The organism is Streptomyces sp. V3I8, assembly GCF_030817535.1.
GTDB lineage: Bacteria > Actinomycetota > Actinomycetes > Streptomycetales > Streptomycetaceae > Streptomyces.
Map to the genome: position 1 here is coordinate 2,970,497 of NZ_JAUSZL010000002.1, position 21,436 is coordinate 2,991,932.

The following is a 21,436-nucleotide window of genomic DNA, read 5'->3' on the forward strand; positions in this document are numbered from 1 at the left end:
GCCTCCGGACTCTCTTTCCGCCGTCCGCCCCGGTACGTAGCTCCTCCACCGAGCACTCTCATGACATGCTCACGCCAATCCCACCGGACTCCACCACCAGGCCCCACCGGGCCCCACCGCCTTTTCGGAGGCACGCACATGTCCGTGCACAGATCCGGAACGGCTGCGGGCGGCCGACGTCCTGCCCCGCGGCGCCCACCACTTCGCGACCCCCGACACCACGGGCGGCGCCGGCCGACGGCTGACGTTCTCGCGCCCCGTGTACGCGGAAGGCCCGGGCCCCTCACGAAGAGGGGTCCGGGCCCTACCCGACCGGTGGCGTCCGTCACTGCGCCACCGGAGCTTCGGCCGTGCGGCTCACGCCGCCACCGGGACCTCCGTCGCCGCGCCACTGGTCGCCGGCGCGAGCGCCAGTTCCAGGACCTGGCGGACGTCCGTCACCGCGTGGACGTCGAGCTTCTCCAGGACCTCGGCCGGGACGTCGTCCAGGTCGGCCTCGTTGCGCTTGGGGATGATCACCGTGGTGACACCCGCCCGGTGCGCGGCGAGCAGCTTCTGCTTGACGCCCCCGATCGGCAGCACCCGGCCGGTGAGCGAGACCTCACCGGTCATGGCCACGTCCGTGCGGACCAGGCGGCCCGACAGGAGTGAGGCCAGTGCCGTCGTCATCGTGACACCCGCGCTCGGACCGTCCTTCGGCACCGCGCCCGCCGGGAAGTGGATGTGCACACCCCGGTCCTTCAGGTCGGCGACCGGCAGTTCCAGCTCGGCGCCGTGGGAGCGCAGGAAGGAGAGCGCGATCTGCGCCGACTCCTTCATCACGTCACCCAGCTGACCGGTGAGGGTCAGGCCCGCCGCGCCCGTCTCCGGGTCGGCCAGGGACGCCTCGACGAACAGGACGTCACCGCCCGCGCCGGTGACCGCGAGGCCCGTCGCCACCCCGGGCACCGCCGTGCGGCGCTCGGCCGGGTCCTGGGCGGACTCGGGCACGTGGTGCGGCCTGCCGATCAGCGCGCGCAGGTCGTCCGCGCCGACCGTGAACGGCAGCTCCCGCTCACCGAGTTCGTGCTGCGCCGCGACCTTGCGGAGCAGCCGTGCGACGGACCGCTCCAGATTGCGTACGCCCGCCTCACGGGTGTACTCGCCGGCCAGTTTGCGCAGCGCGCTCTCGTCGAGGGTGACCTCGGCCTGCTCCAGACCGGCCCGCTCCAGCTGGCGCGGGAGCAGGTGGTCGCGCGCGATGACGACCTTCTCGTCCTCGGTGTAGCCGTCGAGCCGCACCAGTTCCATGCGGTCGAGCAGCGCCTCCGGGATGGCCTCCAGCACGTTGGCGGTGGTGAGGAAGACGACGTCGCTCAGGTCGAGCTCGACCTCCAGGTAGTGGTCCCGGAAGGTGTGGTTCTGGGCCGGGTCGAGAACTTCGAGGAGGGCGGCGGCCGGGTCGCCCCGGAAGTCGGAGCCCACCTTGTCGATCTCGTCGAGCAGGACCACCGGGTTCATGGACCCGGCCTCCTTGATGGCGCGCACGATCCGGCCGGGCAGCGCGCCGACGTACGTACGCCGGTGGCCGCGGATCTCCGCCTCGTCCCGTACGCCGCCGAGGGCGACGCGGACGAACTTGCGGCCCATGGCGTGCGCGACGGACTCGCCGAGAGAGGTCTTGCCGACGCCGGGCGGCCCGACGAGCGCGAGCACGGCGCCGCCGCGACGCCCGCCCACGACCCCCAGCCCGCGGTCGTTGCGGCGCTTGCGGACCGCCAGGTACTCGGTGATCCGCTCCTTCACGTCGTCCAGGCCGGCGTGCTCGGCGTCGAGGACCGCTCGGGCGGCCCGGATGTCGTACCCGGCGGCGCTGTCGTCGGTGCGCTCGTTCCACGGCAGTTCGAGCACGGTGTCGAGCCAGGTGCGGATCCAGGAGCCCTCGGGCGACTGGTCGCTGGAGCGCTCCAGCTTCTCGACCTCCTTGAGCGCGGCCTCGCGGACCTTCTCGGGGAGGTCGGCGGCCTCGACGCGGGCCCGGTAGTCGTCGGACTCCTCGCCCTCGGCCTCGCCGTTCAGCTCGCGCAGCTCCTTGCGCACGGCCTCCAGCTGCCGCCGCAGCAGGAACTCCCGCTGCTGCTTGTCCACACCTTCCTGTACGTCCTTGGCGATGGACTCGGCCACGTCCTGCTCGGCGAGGTGCTCGCGCAGGTGCTCGGTGGCGAGCTTCAGCCGGGCCACCGGGTCGGTGGTCTCCAGCAGCTCGACCTTCTGGGCGGTCGTCAGGAACGGCGAGTAGCCGCTGTTGTCGGCGAGGGCGGCCACGTCGTCGATCTGCTGGACGCGGTCCACGACCTGCCAGGCGGCACGCTTCTTCAGCCAGTTGGTGGCCAGCGCCTTGTACTCCTTGACCAGCTCGGTCACGGAGCCGGGCAGCGGGTCCGGCACGGTCTCCTCGACCTGGACGCCCTCCACCCACAGGGCGGCGCCGGGACCGGTCGTACCGGCTCCCACCCGCACCCGGGCGCGGCCGCGGATCAGGGCGCCGGGGTCGCCGTCGGCGAGGCGCCCCACCTGCTCGACCGTGCCGAGCACGCCCGTGTTCGCGTACGTGCCGTCGATCCGCGGAACAAGCAGCACCTTCGGCTTGCTGGCACCGGTGGAACGGGCGGCGGCCTGCGCGGCCTCGACCGCGGCGCGCACATCGGCGTCGTTCAGGTCCAGGGGCACCACCATGCCGGGCAGCACGACCTCGTCGTCGAGCGGCAGCACGGGCAGAGTGAGCGGTTCGGACGTCAAAGCCATGATTACCCCTTCGGCATTCAAGTTGAGCTATGCCGACTCAATGCACGTGAGCCCGTGAATGTTCCCCGAACGCTGTTCGCTGTGAGCGATCGCTCCTGCCGCGGCGCGCCGTCCGGCCCGGCGAAAACCGGCTGCCCGGCCCGGGCGGACTTGCCAGGATGGCCCCATGACCACCTCGTACGCCGCGCCCCATGACAGTCCCGTAGTCATCGACCGCCGCGAGGGACCGTACGGAGAGATCGTGCTGCGGCGGCACGGCGCGCTGCTGCAGATCATCGCCAACGGGTGCTTCCTCATGGACACCTCCGACGGCCGCTCGGAGCGGCTGCTGGTCGACGCCGCGCTCGGCGCGCTGGACGGGCGCACCGCGCCGGACGTACTGATCGGCGGTCTCGGCGTCGGCTTCTCCCTCGCCCACGCGGCGGCCGAGCCCCGCTGGGGCCGCATCGCCGTGGTCGAGCGGGAACGGGCGGTCATCGACTGGCACCGCTCGGGGCCCCTCGCCGAGTTGTCGGCAAACGCGCTCGCGGACCCGCGCACCGAGATCATCGAGGCGGATCTCGTCACACACGTCAATGAGACATCCGACACGTACGACGTACTGTGCCTCGACATCGACAACGGACCCGAGTGGACCGTCACGGAGGGCAACGAAAGCCTCTACTCCGGTGGCGGACTCGCCGCGTGCGCGCGGGTGTTGAAGCCCGGCGGGATACTCGCCGTCTGGTCGGCCAGACCTTCGCCTGATTTTGCAAGTACCTTGCAGAATGCCGGGTTCCGGCAGGTGCGTACCGAAGAGATCCCGGTTGCCCGAGGCGTTCCGGACGTGGTGCATCTCGCGGTAAGACCTGGATAGCCGAGCGGCGGTCACTGCCCGTACCCTGCTGCTCTGACGCCGATCATTCAAGCGTCAAGCGCAGTCATGGAATCACCCCACTGGTTCCGGAAAGCACACGTAGGGGCGGGCGATGGAGCAGACACACACCTCGCACAACGGCACGGCGGCCACGCCGGGCGCTCAACGCCGGGTGCTGGTGGTCGAGGACGATCCGACGATCGTCGACGCCATCGCCGCCCGGCTGCGCGCCGAAGGGTTCCTCGTGCAAACAGCGAGTGACGGACCGGCCGCCGTGGACACGGCCGAGGCATGGCAGCCCGACCTGTTGATCCTCGACATCATGCTGCCGGGTTTCGACGGCCTGGAGGTCTGCCGGCGCGTCCAGGCGGCCCGCCCGGTGCCGGTCATGATGCTCACCGCGCGCGACGACGAGACGGACATGCTGGTCGGGCTCGGCGTGGGCGCCGACGACTACATGACGAAACCGTTCTCCATGCGTGAGCTGGCCGCGCGTGTGCACGTTCTGTTGCGGCGGGTGGAGCGGGCCGCGCTGGCCGCGTCCACGCCCCGTTCCGGCATCCTGCGCCTCGGTGAGCTGGAGATCGACCACGCACAGCGCCGGGTGCGGGTGCGTTCCGAGGACGTGCACCTGACGCCGACCGAGTTCGACCTGCTGGTCTGCCTGGCCAACACCCCGCGCGCGGTGCTCTCCCGCGAGCAGTTGCTGGCCGAGGTGTGGGACTGGGCGGACGCGTCCGGCACCCGGACCGTGGACAGCCACATCAAGGCCCTGCGCCGGAAGATCGGCGCCGAACGGATCCGTACGGTGCACGGCGTGGGCTACGCGCTGGAGACCCCGACGCCCTAAAGTCGGGCACCCTGACCGAGGGGACTGGTGTGATGAGGGGTCGCGGCGTACTGCGCGGGCGCGTCAAGGCGGGCGCGGGGCCGGTGACCGGCCCGGCCGACGGTGCGGGATTCCCCGGCGCGGAGTCCTCTGGCACCGGATCCCCCGGCACGGGTCCGGCCCAGGTCACCGGTACGGCGGCCCCCGGCACGCCGCCGGGCACGGTCTCCGGTTCCGGTTCCTGGGGGGACGTACGGCCCTTCTCCATCAAGACGAAACTCGGCACGCTGGTCGTCGTCTCGGTCTTCATCACCACGGGCCTGCTGATGATCGCGGTGCGCACCGAGACCGAGCTGCGCTTCATCACGGTCTTCTCGATGATCGCCACCCTGCTGATCACCCAGTTCGTGGCGCACTCGATCACCGCCCCGCTGGACGAGATGAGCACCGTCGCGCGGGGCATCTCGCACGGCGACTACACGCGCCGGGTCAGGGGCGCCGACCGCCGGGACGAGCTGGGCGACCTGGCCCAGACGATCAACCGCATGGCCGACGACCTGGAGGCCCAGGAGCGCCAGCGCAAGGAGCTCGTGGCGAACGTCTCGCACGAGCTGCGCACCCCCATCGCGGGCCTGCGCGCGGTCCTGGAGAACGTGGTGGACGGGGTGTCCGCCGCCGACCCCGAGACGATGCGCACGGCCCTGAAGCAGACCGAGCGGCTGGGGCGCCTGGTGGAGACGCTGCTCGACCTCTCCCGCCTGGACAGCGGCGTCGTACCGCTGCGCAAGCGGCGCTTCGAGGTGTGGCCGTACCTGTCCGGCGTACTGAAGGAGGCCAACATGGTGGCCTCCGCGCGCGCGGGCATCGCCTCCGGTTCCGGCAGCCACACGCGCACCGACGTCCACCTGCACCTCGACGTGTCCCCGCCGGAGCTGACCGCGCACGTGGACCCGGAACGGATCCACCAGGTCGTCGCCAACCTCATCGACAACGCGGTCAAACACAGCCCGCCGCACGGCCGGGTCACGGTGCGGGCCCGGCGCGGCGACGGCCCCGAGTCCCTGGACCTGGAGGTCCTGGACGAGGGCCCCGGCATCCCGCGCTCGGAGTGGCACCGGGTCTTCGAGCGGTTCAACCGCGGCGGGGTCGTCGCGCCGCACGGCCCGGGCAGCGACGGCGGTACGGGCCTCGGGCTCGCGATCGCCCGCTGGGCGGTGGATCTGCACGGTGGCCGGATCGGCGTGGCCGAATCCGAGCGGGGCTGCCGGATCCAGGTCACCCTTCCGGGAGTGCCCTCGCCGGACAGGTTGACGTAGGGTTCGAAGCGAGAGCCCAAGATCCACGTGATCGGGCAGCAGGACACGTGTCATCGCGCGTTCCTCGCACGGAAACCGGCCGTTCGCGGTCGTGATCCCGGGCCGGCGCGTCCGTTCGGTATCGGAACCCCGCTTGTTTCCCGCCATTTCCACCCCCGAAACACGCGATTCGATGTGACTTACGCGACGATGACCATGCCCGGCCTGACCTAGGCGGTCCGGGGGGCGTAGCCTTTATTCCCGCTGTCCATCACCTTGTGAAGCGGAAGAGGGCGGTTGCCGCCGTGTCGCCACAGTCCCCCAGTAACTCGAGCATCTCGACCGATGACCAAGCCGCCGGGAAGAACCCCGCGGCCGCTTTCGGACCCAACGAGTGGCTCGTCGATGAGATCTATCAGCAGTACCTCCAGGACCCGAATTCGGTAGACCGAGCCTGGTGGGACTTCTTCGCCGACTACAAGCCGGGCGGCGCGACCGCCTCGCCCCAGGCGGGTACCGCGGCCGCGGGGGGCGCGGGAACCACCGCCGCCCCCGCTCCGTCCGCCCCGGCAGCTCCCCCGGCCCAGGCCAAGGCTCCGGCCCAGGCCGCGCCGGTCCAGGCTCCGGCCGCCCCGGCGCAGGCCGCACCCGCGGCCGCGAAGCCCGCGGCCGCCGCTCCGGCGGCTGCCGCCCCGGCCAAGGCGCCGGCTCCGGCCGCCGCCCCGGCGAAGCCCGCCGCGGCCAGGCCGGCCGCCGCCAAGGCCGCGCCCGCCCCGGAGTCCCACGGGGGCCCCGAGTACGTGACGCTGCGCGGTCCGGGCGCCGCGGTCGCGAAGAACATGAACGCCTCCATCGAGGTCCCCACGGCCACGTCCGTGCGCGCGGTCCCGGTGAAGCTGCTCTTCGACAACCGCATCGTCATCAACAACCACCTGAAGCGTGCCCGGGGCGGGAAGATCTCCTTCACCCACCTCATCGGCTACGCGATGGTGCAGGCCATCAAGGCCATGCCGTCGATGAATTACTCCTTCGTGGAGAAGGACGGCAAGCCGACCCTGGTCAAGCCGGAGCACGTCAACTTCGGTCTCGCCATCGACCTGGTGAAGCCCAACGGCGACCGCCAGCTGGTCGTCGCGGGCATCAAGAAGGCCGAGACGCTGAACTTCTTCGAGTTCTGGCAGGCCTACGAGGACATCGTCCGCCGCGCCCGTGACGGCAAGCTGACGATGGACGACTTCACCGGGGTCACCGTCTCGCTGACCAACCCCGGCGGCCTCGGCACCGTCCACTCCGTGCCGCGTCTGATGCCCGGTCAGTCGGTCATCATGGGCGTCGGCGCGATGGACTACCCCGCGGAGTTCCAGGGCACCTCGCAGGACACCCTGAACAAGCTCGGCATCTCGAAGGTCATGACGCTCACGTCGACCTACGACCACCGGGTCATCCAGGGCGCCGCGTCCGGCGAGTTCCTGCGCGTCGTCGCGAACTACCTGCTCGGCGAGAACGGCTTCTACGACGAGATCTTCGAGGCCCTGCGCATCCCCTACGAGCCGGTCCGCTGGCTCAAGGACATCGACGCCTCGCACGACAGCGACGTCACGAAGGCCGCCCGGGTCTTCGAGCTGATCCACTCCTACCGGGTCCGCGGCCACGTCATGGCCGACACCGACCCGCTGGAGTACCGCCAGCGCAAGCACCCCGACCTGGACATCACCGAGCACGGGCTCACCCTGTGGGACCTGGAGCGCGAGTTCGCGGTCGGCGGTTTCGCGGGCAAGTCCCTGATGAAGCTGCGCGACATCCTCGGCGTGCTGCGCGACTCGTACTGCCGCACCACCGGCGTCGAGTTCATGCACATCCAGGACCCGAAGCAGCGCCGCTGGATCCAGGACCGCATCGAGCGCCCGCACAGCAAGCCGGAGCGCGAGGAGCAGCTGCGCATCCTGCGCCGGCTGAACGCGGCGGAGGCGTTCGAGACCTTCCTGCAGACGAAGTACGTCGGCCAGAAGCGCTTCTCCCTGGAGGGCGGCGAGTCCGTCATCCCGCTGCTCGACGCGGTGCTCGACTCCGCCGCCGAGTCGCGCCTGGACGAGGTCGTCGTCGGCATGGCCCACCGCGGCCGCCTGAACGTCCTGGCGAACATCGTCGGCAAGTCGTACGCGCAGATCTTCCGGGAGTTCGAGGGCAACCTCGACCCGAAGTCGATGCACGGCTCCGGCGACGTCAAGTACCACCTGGGCGCCGAGGGCGTCTTCACGGGCCTGGACGGCGAGCAGATCAAGGTCTCGCTGGCCGCCAACCCCTCGCACCTGGAGGCGGTCGACCCGATCCTCGAGGGCATCGCCCGCGCCAAGCAGGACATCATCAACAAGGGCGGCACGGACTTCACCGTCCTGCCGGTCGCCCTGCACGGTGACGCGGCCTTCGCGGGCCAGGGCGTGGTGGCCGAGACCCTGAACATGTCGCAGCTGCGGGGCTACCGCACCGGCGGTACGGTCCACGTGGTCATCAACAACCAGGTCGGCTTCACCGCCGCCCCGGAATCGTCGCGCTCCTCCATGTACGCCACCGACGTGGCCCGCATGATCGAGGCGCCGATCTTCCACGTGAACGGCGACGACCCCGAGGCCGTCGTCCGCGTCGCGCGGCTGGCCTTCGAGTTCCGGCAGGCGTTCAACAAGGACGTCGTCATCGACCTCATCTGCTACCGCCGCCGCGGTCACAACGAGTCCGACAACCCGGCGTTCACCCAGCCGCTGATGTACGACCTGATCGACAAGAAGCGCTCGGTGCGCAAGCTCTACACCGAGTCGCTGATCGGCCGGGGCGACATCACGCTGGAGGAGGCCGAGCAGGCGCTGCAGGACTACCAGGGCCAGCTGGAGAAGGTCTTCACGGAGGTCCGCGAGGCGGCGTCGGCGGCGTCCGAGTCGCACGCCCCGGACGTGAAGCCCGAGTTCCCGGTGGCGGTCACCACGGCCGTCTCCCAGGAGGTCGTCAAGCGGATCGCCGAGTCCCAGGTCAACATCCCCGAGCGCGTCACCGTCCACCCGCGCCTGCTGCCCCAGCTGCAGCGCCGCGCGTCGATGGTCGAGGACGGCACGATCGACTGGGGCATGGGCGAGACGCTCGCGATCGGCTCCCTGCTCCTGGAGGGCACCCCGGTGCGCCTCTCGGGCCAGGACTCCCGCCGCGGCACGTTCGGCCAGCGCCACGCGGTGCTCATCGACCGCGAGACGGGCGAGGACTTCACCCCGCTGCAGTACCTGTCGGACGAGCAGGCCCGCTACAACTGCTACGACTCGCTCCTGTCCGAGTACGCGGCGATGGGCTTCGAGTACGGCTACTCGCTGGCGCGTCCCGAGTCCCTCGTGATGTGGGAGGCGCAGTTCGGCGACTTCGTCAACGGCGCCCAGACGGTGGTGGACGAGTTCATCTCGTCGGCGGAGCAGAAGTGGGGCCAGACGTCCGGCGTCACGCTGCTCCTCCCGCACGGCTACGAGGGCCAGGGCCCGGACCACTCGTCCGCCCGCCCGGAGCGCTTCCTCCAGATGTGCGCGCAGAACAACATGACGGTCGCCATGCCGACGCTCCCGTCGAACTACTTCCACCTCCTGCGGTGGCAGGTGCACAACCCGCACCACAAGCCGCTGGTGGTCTTCACCCCGAAGTCGATGCTCCGCCTCAAGGCGGCCGCGTCGAAGGCGGAGGAGTTCACGACGGGCGGCTTCCGTCCGGTCATCGGCGACGACTCGGTCGACCCGGCGGCCGTCAAGAAGGTCGTCTTCACGGCCGGCAAGGTCTACTACGACCTCGACGGTGAGCGGAAGAAGCGCGGCATCACGGACACGGCCGTCATCCGCATCGAGCGCCTGTACCCCCTCCCGGGTGCCGAGCTCCAGGCGGAGATCGCCAAGTACCCGAACGCCGAGAAGTACCTGTGGGCCCAGGAGGAGCCGGCGAACCAGGGCGCGTGGCCGTTCATCGCGCTGAACCTCATCGACCACCTGGACCTGGCGGTCGGCGCGGAGGTTCCCCACGGGGAGCGCCTGCGCCGCATCTCCCGCCCGGCGAGCTCGTCCCCGGCGGTGGGATCGGCCAAGCGCCACCAGGCGGAGCAGGAGCAGCTGGTGCGCGAGGTGTTCGACGCCTGACCGGCGGTCGTACGGACGCAGTCGTACGGACGCAGGGCCCGGTCCCGAGCTTCGGCTCGGGGCCGGGCCCTCCGGCGTGGTGCCGGGGCGGGCGCCGTGTCAGGTCGTCTGGGGCTCGAAGTTCCAATACAGGCGTGCCCGCTCTTCGGGGGTGGGCACGTCCTCGCCGCGCAGGGCGCGCAGGTCGGCGTCGAGGGCGCGGCGGGCGATCCGGGTCAGCGGGTGGTCCGGGCCCAGGATCCGGCCGGCCCGTTCCACCGTGTCCCGGCCCAGCTCGACGGCCGCTTCGACGCGGTCGGTGAGGTGCAGCGTCATCGCGGCGGTGATCGCACAGCCGAGGGCCCAGGGATGGTCGGACCCGACGGCGCTCGTCATGTCGGTCAGTGCCCGCTCGGCGAGACGGCGGGCCTGTGTCCGTTCGCCGACGGCGCGCAGGATGAGGGCCTGGTTGCTCCGGGCGCCCGCGACGAACAGGTGGTCCGGCCCGAGCAGCCGCTCGTACCGGTCGACCACGCGCTCGCCGAGCTCGCGTGCCCGGTCGATGTCACCGTGTTCGCGCATGAAACAGCTGTGGGCCGTCGCGAAGACCAGGGTGACCGAGTGCCGCTTGCCGTGGACCCGTTCGCTCTTGACACGCGCGGCGGTGAAATGCTCTCCCGCCGCCTCCAGGTCGTCCGTGCGGTACACGCACTGGGCCAGGTTGTAGACGGCCCACAGGGTCTGCGGATTGTCGTCACCCAGAACCTCCCGGTGCCGGGCCCTGTTCGCCCGCTGCATCTCCAGGGCCTCCTGATAGCGGCCCAGCAGGCGGAGGTCGATCGCGCACCAGGTTTCGCTGTTCAGAGTCAAAAAGTGGTGCGGGCCCAGCACCTCGCCGCGCAGACCCAGCACTCGTCGGTCGATCTCCAGGGCTTCCCCGAAGCGGCCGAGCAGCCGGAGCGAGACGGCCCGGTTGTTCTGGGCCCCGAGGGTGGCGGGGTGGTCCTCCCCGCGCAGTTCCGTGTACCCCTCGCAGACCTCCTCCGACAGGTGCAGCGACTCCTCGTAGCGGCCGAGCGCCCGCAGGTCGGCGGCGAGGCCGCCGACCGCGCGCAGATACCGCCACTGCCGTACTCCGCCCGTCGCGCGGTGCTCCTCGACCGCCGCGCGGTTCACGATCTCGCTGTCCTCGTACGCGCCCATGGCCCGCAGCAGGTTGGCGTAGTGGTGGCCGAGGTCCCACAGCCGTTCGGAGTGCTCGTCCTGGTGCCCCTGCCAGGCTTCCAGCGCCTGTTCGGCGAACCGGACGCCCGTGTCGTACTCGCCCGAGAGGTAGAGGTAGCGAAGGCAGCGGAGAACGAACTCCTGGACGTCCGGATCGGTGCGCGACAGCAGGTCCGCATGGTCCAGGTGCGGGACCAGTTCGGCGTACCGCCGCCACACACCGGTGTCGTCGGGGCTGCCCGGGTCCGATCCGACCAGCACGCGCCGGGCCACCTCGGCGCAGTCCCCGTACTCCTGCGGGGACATGTCGTGCCGGACGGTGCGGTGGACCATCCGGTGCACGGTGAGGAACTCGTTCGACGGGTCCTGCGGCGGGTGCTCCACCCGGACCACCGAGTACTTCCGCAGCCGTTCGACGGCGGCGCCCCAGCAGACGTCGTCCGTCAGCAGCCTCGCCACGGCCGGCGGCAGTCCGTCGGCCGACGTCCCGCGCAGCAGCCGCACGGGCACCGCGTCGGGGGTGAAGAACGTGCACAGCCGCAGCAGTTGCACGGCGTCCGGCGAGGTCTCGCGGAACTTGTCGAGCAGGAACGTCCAGGCGGACCGGAAGGTCATCGGGAAGTCGGCCGACACCTGGACCAGGGTGTCCCGGTCCGTGCCTCCCACCAGGAGTTGCTGGAGGTACTCGGCGACCGGCATGCCGGACTCCTCCAGCCAGCCCGCGGTCTGGTCGAGGACCAGCGGCAGGTCCCCCAGCGCCTCGGCCAGCTGGTGGGAGTCCGGCTCCGTCAGGCGGGGCGCCCGCCGCCGGATGAACGCCACCGACTCGTCGCGGTCGTAGCCGGAGACCTCCACCATGGCGCCGGGCCGCGTGCCCCGGTCCGGGTTGCAGGAGGTGAGGAGCACATGCCCGGTGCCGGTCGGTACGAGGTCCCTGATGTCGTCCGGCTCGTCGGCGCCGTCCAGGATGAGCAGCCACCGCGGGTACGGGTCGCCGCGGCCCAGCGCGTCACGCACCGCGCGCAGCCGCTCGCCGTACTCGGTCCCGGTCGGCAGTCCCAGCTCGGGCGCCAGATCGGCCAGCCCCTGCCGGCACGCGGCCCGGTTGCCCGCGTGCACCCACCACACCACGTGGTAGCCGGAGGAGAAGCGGTAGGCGTACTCGGCGGCCAGCTGGGTCTTGCCCACACCCGACAGCCCGTGCAGGGTGACCCGGCTCTCGCGCTGGAGCGCCTCGTACACCGTGTTGAGCAGCGGCAGCCGGCCGGTGAAGCGGTCGTTGCGCTCGGGGACCCGGCCCCACACACGAAGGGTGTGCACGGGGAACGGCGGGCCGGAGCGCGTGTCCTCGGACGACTCGGGGGGCGGATCGGACGGCAGGTCGAGACGGTCCAGGAGGCGTCGTTCGGCCTCCTCGGCGCCCACGTCGTGGAGGGTGACCGCGTCGAGCACGGCCGCCCCGGCGGGCGGGGCCGAGGGGGCCACGGTCACCGCCGCGATGCGCCGCGCGTTCGGTACGACGACCCCGCGCAGGGCCGCGTCCCACTCCTGGGCCGTGCGGGTGCCGAGCCTGAAGAACTGGTCGCTCAGGAGCAGCAGGACGGGTCCCGGCGCCAGCAGGAGGTCGCGCAGCGACTCCTCGACGGACACACCGGGCGGCGGGCCCCACCGCTGGTGCACGACGCGGTGGCCGTGCCGTTCGAGGCGGTGCCCGATCCAGTCGGCCCAGCCGCGGTGGACGCCCGAGAAGCTGAGCGTGACGGTCTGCCGCCCGGTGCGCAGCCGTCGCGGCCCGCTCGGCGGCACCAGCTCCGGAAGGCTCTCCGGTGCGCTCCGCCGGCCGGTCGCACGGTGGTGGTCGGTCGCGCGGTGACGGCCGGCCGCGCGGTGGTCGCCGTCCCGGTCCGGGCCGTGACCGGTCCGGGAGAGGTCACCGGCCCGTTCCGGTGACCTGGGGGCGGGCAGGGGGCCGGCCGCGGACATCCGTTCCCGGATGACCTCCGCCAGTCGGGCGGCGGGCGCGCTGCCGGGCACGCGCTCCCGGATCTCCGACAGCAGTTCGGCCTTGCGGACCGGTACGCCCCACTGGTTGTTGACCGTCAGCCACAGCGACGCGTGTCCGGTCGCGCGCCCGGTCGAGACCCGGAAGCGGACCGGTCCGTACGTACCGCCGAACCGGTGCAGGACGACGCTCGGCTCGTCGAGGGCGGTGCAGACGAAGTAGGGCGAGCCGTCCAGAGCGACGGTGAAGGTGAACTCCTCGTCGGGGTAGGGCCAGTGGCCGGCCGTGTCCCCGTCCTCGGTCAACGGGCCCCGCAGGTCGACGGTGACCAGGTACTCGCACTGCGTCTCGGCCTCCCGCGGCCAGGCCACGACGGGTTCGATCAGGAGGGTGTGGTCGTCGAGGTTCATCACGAACCCTCTCCCCAGGCGCTGTGCCCTTTCTCGGTGACGAGTCGCAGTGTGGTGAGCGGATGACCGTAGTACTGGAAGGTGAAGGCATACAGCAGCCGCATGACCCGCTTCTGGCCGACCGCGTCCACATGACCGTCATCGTTGCGCGTCGTCGGGATGGCCGCCAGGCTGCCGAAGTCCTCCAGGACCCCGGCTCTGAAGGCCCGTAAGCTCTCCGGGACCGGGAGGTCCGGCCGTCCGGCGACCTGGCGCATCAGCCGCTGGATCAGCACGCGTGCGTCCTGGTCCCCGACCTCCCCGGCGGTGACGATGCAGCCGCCCGCTCCCTTGCGCAGGAAGAGTTCGGCGAATCCGCGCAGCGCGTTCTCGCCCTGTCCGACGTTGTTGACGAAGCGTCCCGAGTGGCAGGCGTTCAGGCACACCAGGGAGCCGTCCCTGCCCAGTACCCGCATGTCCTCGCTGTTGTACTCCGCCCAGGTGCGTTCCGCGAGCGTGAGGCTCATGACGGCGTCGCCGTAGGTGCCGTGGCAGCCCATGTAGACCAGGCCGGTGGGGTCCCCCTGGTCCGTGGCGTCGAGGGCCCGCAGGAAGGAGGTCATCCCGCGGTGCGTCCGGTGCAGGTACGGCGCGAAGACGTGGGAGTCGTCGGCCATGTCCCGGTGCAGGTAGGCCAGGACACCGCCGTGGCACTCGCCGGTGGGGTACGGCGGAAGATCCTGGCTGCCGTCGTGCACGGTGGTCCAGCGGGTCAGGACGAGCAGGGCGCCCAGCAGGCCGCCCGGCAGGCCGTGTTCCTGGTCCGGTGGCACCCGGAACGCCTCCCACGGCAGCTCGTAGCCGGTGTCGTCCCACACGATGAGGCGCAGCGCGTCGCCGTGCCTGGCGCGGGCTGCGTTGATCCAGGAGGCCAGTTCGCCCTGGTTGTCCGACCAGTGCCCTATCCCGCGCAGGATCTCGGACGGGTACAGGCCGTGCTGCGTCAGGTTGCCCAGGGCGACGGCCGGAGCGGTGAGCCGGGTCGGTCCGGGCGCGCAGGTGACCGTGAGGTCGCCGCACCAGCCGCGGAACCGGTAGCCGTCCCGCCCGTCCGCACCCGCGGCACGCATGACGCGGAGCACCGCGTACCCGTCCTCCAGCCGCTCGTGGAGCCTGGCGTCGACACTGCCCATGCCGACCGGAGCCTCCGGCGGGTGCAGCAGGTGGAGCAGCGACGGGAGTTCGCGGCGTACGGCGTCCATGGGGCGGGGCAGGGGCGCCCGGCGGATCGCGCTGCCCGCGCCCGTCAGCCAGCGGGGACCGCGCGGCGGCTCACCACTCACCGGCGTCCCCTCCCCGGCCGGTGTCCGGACCCCTGCCGCCGCCGCTGTCCCGCCCTCTGCCGCGTCCTTCGACCACGGTGGCGCCCAGCGTGTCCGCGAGGGCGGCCGGCAGGTTCCCGTACGGTTCGCGTCCCGCGTCGACCACGACCGTCTGCAAGCGGGTGCGGTCCATGCTCCTGACGTCCGCCGCGGCGTTCAACGCGTCCTCCACCCCTTCGGCGCCCACCGGGCCGCCCAGCCGTCCCGTGTGACTGGCCCGCAGCGGGACGTTGCCGCGCCCGTCCGTGACCACGACCAGCCAGGCCTCGGCGAGACCGCTGCCGTGCTGCCGGAAGGCACGGCGCAGGGCCAGCGCCGCCTGTTCGATGCCGTGGGCGAGCGGGCTCGCGCGGCCCGGCGGCCGGTAGAGGGCGGCGAGGAGCCGCGGGTCGAGCACGCTGCGCAGGGCGAAGGACTCCGCCTTCAGTTCGTCGGCCGCCCGCGCGCCGCCGATCTCCACGACGTGGACGGCGGCGCGCATGGTGTAGGCCCACTGGAGGTACGGGGTGAGGGTGTCCTGCCAGTCCCAGTCCCCGCGGCACGTGTGGTCCAGGACCAGGACGAGGAGGCGCTCCGGAGCGCCGGCCCGGACGTGGCTGTGCAGGTCGGCGGGGGAGACCGTGAAGCCCTCGGTGCGGCGGACGCGCTGGTGCACCGCGGCCTCGCGCACGGTGCGCACATAGGCGAGGTCGTTCAGGTCCCGGGCCCGCCGTGAGCCGATGACCACGCCGCGCTGGGGGTCGGTCCCCGGCGTCCGCTGCCATGGGCTGCGCAGCGGGGCGAAGTCGCGCAGTACGTCCGCGCGGTCCTCCGGGTAGGGCGTGGCGAAGACGGCCGGTGTGCCGCCCGGGGCGCTTCCGACGCCTTCGGCCGGCTCGGTCTCCAGCAGCGTCTGTCCGGCTTCGGCCCAGCGGCGCTCGGCCTGGTCGCCCTGTCCGCGTCGCACGGTGTCACCACGCGGCCGCGGCACCGGGCGGGTCGGAACCGGCGCGGCATGCGCCGGACCGGCCGCCGGTCCCGCGGGCTGGGGCGGCTCGGTGACGGCCAGGCCCATGAGCCGGGCCGCTTCGTCGCAGTGCGCGACACCGGTCGTGTGTTCCCCCTCCAGGGCGGCGAGCGCCCGGGCGAGCCGGGCGAGGGCGAGTTGTCTGCGCACGCCGGTGTCGGGGCCCAGGAGTCGTCCGACGCGGGTGACCGCCTCGTCGGTCACGGTGACGGCGGGTGCGTCGTTCCCGCCGACGGCCCGGGCGGCGCGCTCGAGCCAGGCCGGTGGCAGGGAGCCGAGCAGCCGCTCGACGTCGGGGAGCCGCAGGTCGGCGGCGGGCAGCCGGATGGCGAACCGGTCGAGCAGATGGCTGCTGATCCGGCCCGCGTCGGCCGAGCCGCAGGCCGCCAGCCAGCGGGCCCGGGGCCGGGCGGTCTGGCTCAGTCCCGCGTGCTCGACCACCGCCACGTCGGCGCCCAGCAGCTGGACGGCGCCGCGCATGCCGGCGACGCTCAGGCGGCACAGGTCCGGCACGGCGACCACGGGCGGGAGCGTTTCGGGCCGGTCGTCCGCCTGGATGAGCGGGCCCGGTTCCAGATGGAACGCGATGCCGTCCGCCTCCTGGCGCAGTACGGCCCTGGTCCACAGGTCCTCGTCCCGGCTGGTGGCGCCCAGCATGACGGGCGGGGCCTCCGGCCGCCCCGCGCCGGCCAGGATCCGGCGGAAGAGGCGGGCCACCGGGTCCAGCAGCCGGGGTTCCAGGTCGAACAGCAGCACACTGCAGAGCGCGGGGTCGACCGCGGCGCAGACGAGGGCCCGGCACAGGCGCAGCGCGAGGTCGTCCGGCTGTTCGCCCCGCTCGTGCCGCGGTCCGCGCTCCGGTTCGGTGCCGGTGCCGGTGCCCGCGCCGGTGCCGGTGTCGGCGGGTGGATCGACGCCGCTCGGCGGCTCGGTGGACATCGTCTGTCTCAGCCCGCGTCGAAGAGGTCCTTGACACGGGCCTCGTCGTCGGGAGCCCACTCGAACGTGCCACCGTGGGCGGTCTCGGGCCGGCGGTGCCGGAAGGCCATCGGCAGCACCTGCCGGAGATGGCCGGGTTCCACGCCGTCCGCGTCCTCCAGGGCCGCGAGCGCACGGGCCGCCAGCGTCGCCACGATCTCGCCGCGCTGTCCGACGGCGTCCACCCGCTGGGCCACCTGGGCGCACAGGCGGACCACGTCGTCCGGGACCCGCATCGTGCCCACCCGGTCCTTGGCGCGCTGCAGCCGGTCGCGGGTGGCGGCGTTGTCCCGCGTGGCCTCGGCCAGCCAGGGCGACTCGTCCTTCTGCTGCTCCTCCTCGAAGGTCAGCACGGTCCTTATCGTCCGGTGCCGGGCGTCCGTGTCCTGCTGCTGCGCGGCGACCATGAGCCCGAACCGGTCGAGCAACTGGGGCCGCAGCCAGCCCTCTTCGGGATTCATCGTGCCCACCAGGCCGAAGGTGACCTGCCTGGCGGTGGCGAGCCCCTCGCGCTGCACGGACAGCACGCCGGTGGAGACGACGTCGAGGATGACGTTGACGAGGTGGTCGTCGAGCAGATTGACCTCGTCGATGTAGAGGAGTCCCTTCCCCGGCCGCTTCTTCGAGCAGTCCCGGCTGCGGGCGGGCCTCGCCCCGCATCAGCGCCTCCAGCTCCCAGCCCCCCACCACCCGGTCGTCGGTGGCGTTGATGGGGAGGGTGACAGGCAGCTCCGCGTGCGCCATCAGCGCGAAGGCGCGGACGATCGTGGACTTGGCGGTGCCCCGGGCCCCCGCCATCAGCACACCGCCGATCCGCGGTGCCACGTAGTTCAGTTCGAGCGCCAGCTTGAGATCGTTCTGTCCCACCACACGGCTGTAGGGAAGGATGCGTATGGCTCCGGTCGTACGGCTCACGAGTCGGTTCCCCCTCCGCTGCCCGGTGACGCCTCGGTCCGGGCGGCGGTTCGCCACCGGAACGTGACCTGCAGCTGTGCTTCGGCCTTGCTGGTGACCAGCGCCGCCATTCCCGCGTCGACCTTGATGGACAACTGCATCTCGATCTCGTCCGGCCGCAGACCGTCGGCGATCTCACCGAACCGGCTGACGGCCTGCACCGCGCACCGCCGGGCCAGCTCCAGTCCGTCCGTGTAGGCGTCGTGGGCCACCTCCACGACGCGCTGGGCGGCCCGCCCTCTGACCTGCTCGTCCCCGTAGACGGCCGCGAGACCGTCATCGGGACCGTTCTCGGCGCCCGGACCGGGGCTCACCTCGACCTGGACGGGGATGGGCCCGTCCGCGCCCGCCGGTACGGGGCCCACCAGAATCACCACATGTCCCCCCGGTTCAACTCTCCGGTTTTCTACGGGTGCCGACTGTTGCCGTTGGACGGGAACTGGCTTCATTCCCCGGTGCGCGTGAAGGTATACGTCGAGGCCTCACTTCCCCCGGCTCAGGTGGAATACGGTTCAAAGTCCCAGAAAGGTCGTCTGCGGGAGCGGGCGGACATCACCTGTGGATGTTGGGGCCCGAACGTGGCGGTCAGATCCGTCAGCGCTTCCTGCTCGATCTTGTCGGCCTGCCGGCTGCTCCTGAGCCCCCGCAGATCGTCCGCCAGAGCGACACGTGCGCAGAGCGTCAGCGGATGGGTGCGCCCCAGCGTCCCGGTCGCCCTGGCGACGGTGTCCCCGCTGAGTTCGGCGGCTCCGTCGAAGTTCCCCATGGTCTTGCGTACCGCGGCGGCGTTGACGGCGCAGCCCAGCGTCCAGGGGTGGTCCTTCCCCACGGCCGCCGTCAGGTCGGCCAATGCCTGCTCGACCAGTGCGTGGGCCTGGTCGCGCTCTCCCACGTCGTGGAGAACCAGTGAGTGGTTCGCCCGGGCTCCCGCGATGTAGGGGTGCTGTTCGAGCAGCATCACTTCGTAGCGGGCGAGCACGGACTCACTGGCGGCGCGCGCTTCGTCGATGTCGCCGTAGCGACGGGCGAAGCAGCTGTGGCTGGACGTGAAGATCAATGTGAACGGGTGCGTCTCACCCAGTACGCGCTCGCCGCGTTCCCGCAGGTCGGCAAGGAGCCTTCCGCCCTGCGAACGATCGTTGCCGTCGTACAGGCACCGCGCCAGGTTGTGCTCGGCCAGCAGGGAGTTGGCGTGGTCCGGCCCGATGGCTTTCTTCAGCTCACGCGCGTTCTCCCGCTGGATCGATCCAGCCATCTTGTACTGGCCCAGCAGGCGGAGGTCCATCGCGTAGTAGCTCTCGGACAGCAGCGTCTCCACGTGCCCCGCACCCAGAATCGTCCGCCGCTCCTCCAGCGTGCGCCGGTCCTGCTCCCGTGCCTGTTCGTACCGGCCGAGGAGCCGCAGCGCCACCGCCACGTTGTTCTCGGCACGCAAGGTCGTTGCGGAGTTCTCACTCAGCGAGCTGCGGCACATCGGGACGAGCCGCTCGCAGAGTTCCAGGGCTTCCTCGTACCGGGCGAGTCCCCGCAGATCCGCCGCCAGTCCGCCGACCATGCGCAGGTACGCCAGCGACCCGGCTCCCTGCTCCTCCTTCAGGTGCTCCACGCCCGCACGCATGATGGCTTCGGAGCGCTGGTAGTCCCCCACCTCGCGCAGCAGGTTGGCGTAGTGGTGGGCCACTTCCCAGACCCTCGGATGATTCTCGCCGAGCAGCGCACGCCATGCCTCCATGGCCCGTTCACCGAGCTTGAGGCCGGTCGCGTACTCGCCCGAGCGGTACATGTAGCGCAAGCTGTTGAGGATGAGGCGCTGCGCCCCGCGGTCCTTGCTCCCCAGTACGTCCGCGTATTTGAGATGCGGCACGAGCTGCGCGTAGGCGTCCCATGATGCGCGGTTGTCAGGATTCTTCGGATCAGCCGTCACGAGCGCCCGCCGCACCGTGTCGATGAAGAGGTCGCGATCCTCGTCCGGCATGTTCTGGCGCACGATCTGGTGGACCATCCGGTGCAGATAGAAGGGTGCGTCCGAGGTGACGGCCTCATCGGCCTCGTCCGCCTCGTCCGCTCGGACTTCCTCGGGAATGACGGAGTAGCGTTGCAGCTGATCGACCGCTTTGAGCCACAGTTGCGGCTCGTCCAGCAAGCGGGCGACACGCTCGGGCAGGCGGTCGGTCGACACCTGCCGCAGCAGACCCACCGGAATGAGTCCTGGCGCGAAGAACGTGCACAACCGCAGCAGGTCGACCGATTCCGGAACGGCCTCGTACAGCTTGCCCAGGAGTATCGACCAGGCCCGCTGGAAGGGCATCGGGAAATCCGGGGACACCGTCACCACGTCCGGATTGATGCTCTCCTCCAGCAGGTCGATGTACCGCGCCACCGACATGTCGGAGTCCTTGAGCCAGCCGGCCGTCTGGTCCAGCACGAGCGGCAGGTCCTCCAGCGCTTCCGCGAGCTGGCTCGCCTCGACCCTGGTCAGCCGCGGGGCACGGCGGCTGATGAAGGCCACCGACTCCGCGCGGTCGTACACCGGCACCTCCAGCAGCCGGCTGTTGTGTTCCCGCCACTGCAGGTTGCGCGAGGTGATCAGGACGTGGCCGGTGCCCGTCGGCACGAGACCCGAGATCTGCTCCGGTTCGTCGGCACCGTCCAGCACCAGCAGCCATTTCGCGTAAGGGGTGCCCCGGCGCAGCGAGTCACGCACCGCCCGCAGCCTCTCGCCGTAGTCGGCGCCGGTGGACAGTCCGAGCCTCGGCGCGAGTTCCGCCAGGGTCCGCCGGTAGACGGCCCGTTTGTCGGCACCCACCCACCAGACCACGTCGTACTCCAGGCAGAACCGGTACACGAACTCCGCGGCCAGCTGGGTCTTGCCCACCCCGGGCATGCCGTGGAAGGTCACGACACCCGCACCCGGCTCGGCGTTCTGCAGCAGCTGGTACGCGTTGTTCAGCAGCTCCTCCCGCCCGGTGAAGCGGATGTTCCGGCGCGGTACGGTCGGCCCCCAGATATCGGGAGAGGCGGTCGGGAAGCGCGGCGCCCGCTGTGTGCCGGCCGGGGCCTCCGCCAAGGGCTGACGGAGCAGGTCGAGCCGGTCGAGCCGGTCGAAAACCCGGCGCTCGGCCTCCTCCGACCCCATGACGGTGAGGTCCGTCGCGGCGAGTACGGCAGTCGCCGTCGGTACCGGCTCCGCGGTGACCAGAACCGCGGCGAACCGTTCCGGGTCGGGCGCCACCACCTCACGGAGCGCGGCGTTCCACTCCTCGTGAGTCCTCGGCCCGAGCTGGAAGTACCACTTGCTGAGGACGATGAGGATGCGTCCCGGGGCGAGCTTCAGGTCCCGCAGGTGGTCGGCCAGCACGATCTCCGGAGACCCCGCCCAGCGTTGGTACACGACACGGAGTCCGCGGCGCTCAAGCACGTGGCCGATCCAGGCCGCCCAGGCCCGGTCGTAACCGGCGAAGCTGATCGTGACGGAGTCTTCGCGGGCATGCCTGTCCGCCCGTCCGGCCGGCACGCGGCTTTCAGACATGCAGCGGCCTCCCCCGCGTTTCGAAACGCGTGCAGTCTAGACGCGCATGAGGCTGCTCAACAGGGCGCTTTCCAG

At 71.4% G+C, this 21,436-nt stretch carries 11 protein-coding genes; 4 read left to right on the plus strand and 7 right to left on the minus strand.

Translation table 11 applies throughout. The annotated features are described in order from the left end of the window. Window positions 1-357: 357 nt before the first annotated feature. The gene (gene lon, locus QFZ75_RS12915; RefSeq protein ID WP_307536608.1) at window positions 358-2,784 is read right to left on the minus strand and encodes an endopeptidase La; all 2,427 of its coding nucleotides are present in this window, start codon (window positions 2,782-2,784) and stop codon (window positions 358-360) included. Between the two features lie 166 nt (window positions 2,785-2,950). Here lon and QFZ75_RS12920 point away from each other — a divergent pair, with 166 nt between their 5' ends. The 4 genes from QFZ75_RS12920 to QFZ75_RS12935 all read left to right on the plus strand — a co-directional run bounded on the left by QFZ75_RS12920 (window position 2,951) and on the right by QFZ75_RS12935 (window position 9,918). Beyond that, the gene (locus QFZ75_RS12920; RefSeq protein WP_307536610.1) at window positions 2,951-3,640 is read left to right on the plus strand and encodes a spermidine synthase; all 690 of its coding nucleotides are present in this window, start codon (window positions 2,951-2,953) and stop codon (window positions 3,638-3,640) included. Between the two features lie 112 nt (window positions 3,641-3,752). Then, the gene (locus QFZ75_RS12925) at window positions 3,753-4,490 is read left to right on the plus strand and encodes a response regulator transcription factor (RefSeq protein WP_307536611.1); all 738 of its coding nucleotides are present in this window, start codon (window positions 3,753-3,755) and stop codon (window positions 4,488-4,490) included. 32 nt (window positions 4,491-4,522) lie between these two features. Further along, on the plus strand, window positions 4,523-5,785 hold the full coding sequence (locus tag QFZ75_RS12930; protein WP_373466040.1) for an ATP-binding protein: 1,263 nt from the start codon (window positions 4,523-4,525) through the stop codon (window positions 5,783-5,785). Window positions 5,786-6,069: 284 nt separating this feature from the next. Beyond that, window positions 6,070-9,918: a multifunctional oxoglutarate decarboxylase/oxoglutarate dehydrogenase thiamine pyrophosphate-binding subunit/dihydrolipoyllysine-residue succinyltransferase subunit gene (locus QFZ75_RS12935; RefSeq protein WP_307536614.1), complete on the plus strand. Its 3,849-nt coding sequence runs from the start codon at window positions 6,070-6,072 to the stop codon at window positions 9,916-9,918. Between the two features lie 99 nt (window positions 9,919-10,017). Here QFZ75_RS12935 and fxsT (QFZ75_RS12940) read toward each other — a convergent pair whose 3' ends face one another. The 6 genes from fxsT (QFZ75_RS12940) to fxsT (QFZ75_RS12965) form a co-directional block, all read right to left on the minus strand. After that, the gene (fxsT, locus tag QFZ75_RS12940) at window positions 10,018-13,533 is read right to left on the minus strand and encodes an FxSxx-COOH system tetratricopeptide repeat protein (RefSeq protein ID WP_307536616.1); all 3,516 of its coding nucleotides are present in this window, start codon (window positions 13,531-13,533) and stop codon (window positions 10,018-10,020) included. Next, window positions 13,533-14,855 carry a CHAT domain-containing protein gene (locus tag QFZ75_RS12945; protein WP_307536618.1) on the minus strand — a complete coding sequence of 441 codons (1,323 nt, stop codon included), beginning with the start codon at window positions 14,853-14,855 and terminating at the stop codon, window positions 13,533-13,535. The genes fxsT (QFZ75_RS12940) and QFZ75_RS12945 overlap by 1 nt, the downstream gene beginning before the upstream one ends. Further along, on the minus strand, window positions 14,845-16,839 hold the full coding sequence (locus QFZ75_RS12950; RefSeq protein ID WP_307536620.1) for a magnesium chelatase: 1,995 nt from the start codon (window positions 16,837-16,839) through the stop codon (window positions 14,845-14,847). The genes QFZ75_RS12945 and QFZ75_RS12950 overlap by 11 nt, the downstream gene beginning before the upstream one ends. An 8-nt stretch (window positions 16,840-16,847) precedes the next feature. After that, window positions 16,848-17,405, minus strand: a complete 558-nt coding sequence (locus QFZ75_RS12955; protein ID WP_307536621.1) for a hypothetical protein — start codon at window positions 17,403-17,405, stop codon at window positions 16,848-16,850. Window positions 17,406-17,789: 384 nt separating this feature from the next. Further along, window positions 17,790-18,209 (minus strand): CU044_2847 family protein, encoded by a 420-nt coding sequence (locus tag QFZ75_RS12960; RefSeq protein ID WP_307536623.1) that lies wholly within the window; start codon window positions 18,207-18,209, stop codon window positions 17,790-17,792. Window positions 18,210-18,328: 119 nt separating this feature from the next. Continuing rightward, complete coding sequence (gene fxsT, locus QFZ75_RS12965; protein ID WP_307536625.1) at window positions 18,329-21,361, minus strand: FxSxx-COOH system tetratricopeptide repeat protein; 3,033 nt, start codon at window positions 21,359-21,361, stop codon at window positions 18,329-18,331. Between the last annotated feature and the right edge of the window lie 75 nt (window positions 21,362-21,436).